A 2088-nucleotide genomic window follows, 5' to 3' on the forward strand; every position below is an offset into this window, starting at 1 on the left:
ATCTTGTGGTGTTCATGCGGGTATCGAGGATGATTTGGTGGAGCGTTTTTTGATAATGCTTCGTGGACATAATCAGGAATGTCAGCGACGTTGGCTACGCCTTCAAATGAAGGAGGCAACAACGTGATAAAATCCATAGCCGACCTTGTAAAGAAAATCGTTAAAATCAACAAACCGATAAATACCTAGATCGGAAAGCACCAAAATATCGCCGTACTTCGACACGTAAACTTCATCGACCGAGTAAATTTCTCTGCCTTCATATAAAAAAGCTAACAATCCAATAGGTGATATTTCATCTTTAAAGAATCTCTCCACAATCTCAACAGAGCTATTGCTAAAATTCACATAATTAAAAGAGTCATCGCCATCAAAAATTTCAAATCTCAGGTCAAGTCTGATATTTTCATGGACACAGAGATACAAATCACCAAATAACGTCAAGATGTATTTAGTGATTTCAAAGAGCTTGAACTTTCTTTGCTCAAAGATGGCAACCATGCGGTCGATCACAATCTCTCGCCCTGGATACCAACCAGCGTCTTCCAGAATATTATCTAGGCTCACGTACAAAACACTCCCGTCGCGTAGGGTATTTGTCCTGCTCAATTTTATCTTCTCTGCAGTGCAAACGCCATGTGGGTTCGTTCCATCAGCTCCTCCACGGTGCTCGGATACGGCTGTAGAAGCAGATCAACAACTCTCCCCGACTGTAACCAAAAAATTGTCCCGTAACCTAGTGGGTATGTCTCCGGGATCTCTTTGCCACGCCAAGGAATGAGAAGTGCCGTCTCCTCATTCAACACAAAAATGGGCACCTTGGGCAACACTTGAAAATGCACTTCTAATTTTTGGTGAACCCGTATTGAGTAGCCCGACCACCCGACATAGAGCAGAACGATGGCCTGTTCTTCTTGGAGCAACGCCTCCAGGTCACTTTGTTCGTCAATCCACTGCATCGCTATAGCTGTCGTACACCAAAGGTCGTGGTAAAGTTCGAGGCATGACTGTGATTGACCTTCGTAGCGATACCGTGACCCGCCCGACACCGGCGATGCGTGAGGCGATGCTAAGTGCCGCTGTCGGGGATGATGTCTGGGGCGACGACCCGACGGTTCTGGCGCTACAAGACAAGCTCGCCGCGCTCTCAGGCAAAGCGGCGGGGCTGTTTCTGCCGACGGGCACCCAGAGCAACCTTGTCGCGCTGATGGCGCACTGCGAGCGCGGCGATGAGTACATTGTCGGGCAGCTTGCCCACACCTACAAGTACGAGGGCGGTGGCGCGGCGGTGCTGGGCTCGATTGTCCCTCAGCCTATCGAGAACGAGCCCGATGGCTCGTTGCCTCTGGCAAAAATCGCCTCCGCCATCAAGCACCACGGGCCAGGGATGGGAGTACACTTTGCCCATACCAAGCTCCTCACGCTGGAGAACACGTTCCATGGCCAGGTCGTCCCACGCGACTATCTCAAAGCCGCAACCGAGCTGGCCCATAGCCGTGGGCTGGCGACACATCTTGATGGCGCACGGGTCTTCAACGCCGTGGTCGCGCAGGGCATCACGCTGGAAGCCGCTTGCGAGGGCTTCGACTCGGTCTCTATCTGCCTCTCAAAAGGCTTAGGTGCCCCCGTCGGCTCCGTACTCGTGGGCTCTGAGGAGCTGATCGAACGCGCCTACCGCTGGCGAAAAGTGCTGGGCGGCGGAATGCGCCAGTCCGGGATTCTAGCGGCAGCGGGCCTCTACGCCCTGGAGCATCATATCGAGCGTCTGGCGGACGACCATGCCAACGCAAAAATACTCGCCGAGGGGCTAGCCGCTCTTGGCACTCCCACACGCCACGCCACCAACATGGCCTTCGCCACGTTCCCCGATGCTCACTGCGAGCCACTCGAAACCTATCTCGCCGAGCGTGGGATGCTGGCCTCCATCAATCCCGAGTCGCGCTTTGTGACGCATCTGGATGTCACCCCTGAAGCCATCGCCGCGTTTCTCGGAGCCCTCACGGACTACTTCGCCATCGGTTAAAATACTCCCATGCTCCGCCAGTACGAAGCCGAAGACCTCGCTCCCCTCGCCCAGCGGCTCCGCCA

Annotated in this window: 3 protein-coding genes; 1 reads left to right on the top strand and 2 read right to left on the bottom strand. The window is 53.9% G+C overall.

The features are described from left to right. Positions 1–102: 102 nt before the first annotated feature. Together RMO15_RS19165 and RMO15_RS19170 are read right to left on the bottom strand one after the other, a co-directional pair. Positions 103–567 (bottom strand): SUKH-3 domain-containing protein, encoded by a 465-nt coding sequence (locus RMO15_RS19165; protein WP_309715459.1) that lies wholly within the window; start codon positions 565–567, stop codon positions 103–105. A gap of 44 nt (positions 568–611) precedes the next feature. Next, a complete protein-coding gene (locus RMO15_RS19170; protein ID WP_309715463.1) occupies positions 612–959 on the bottom strand; it encodes a hypothetical protein in 348 nt (115 codons plus the stop codon). A 50-nt stretch (positions 960–1009) separates the two neighbouring features. On the opposite strand from RMO15_RS19170, the gene ltaE reads away from it, so the two are divergent. Further along, positions 1010–2023 carry a low-specificity L-threonine aldolase gene (gene ltaE / locus RMO15_RS19175; protein WP_369016137.1) on the top strand — a complete coding sequence of 338 codons (1014 nt, stop codon included), beginning with the start codon at positions 1010–1012 and terminating at the stop codon, positions 2021–2023. The last annotated feature ends 65 nt before the right edge of the window (positions 2024–2088 follow it).

Origin of the sequence: Armatimonas sp., assembly GCF_031410135.1 — a bacterium.
GTDB lineage: Bacteria > Armatimonadota > Armatimonadia > Armatimonadales > Armatimonadaceae > Armatimonas.

Excerpts from the sequence above, each read along its gene's own strand:
- RMO15_RS19170 (WP_309715463.1), bottom strand. The coding sequence starts at position 959 with ATGCAGTGGATTGACGAACAAAGTGACCTGGAGGCGTTGCTCCAAGAA.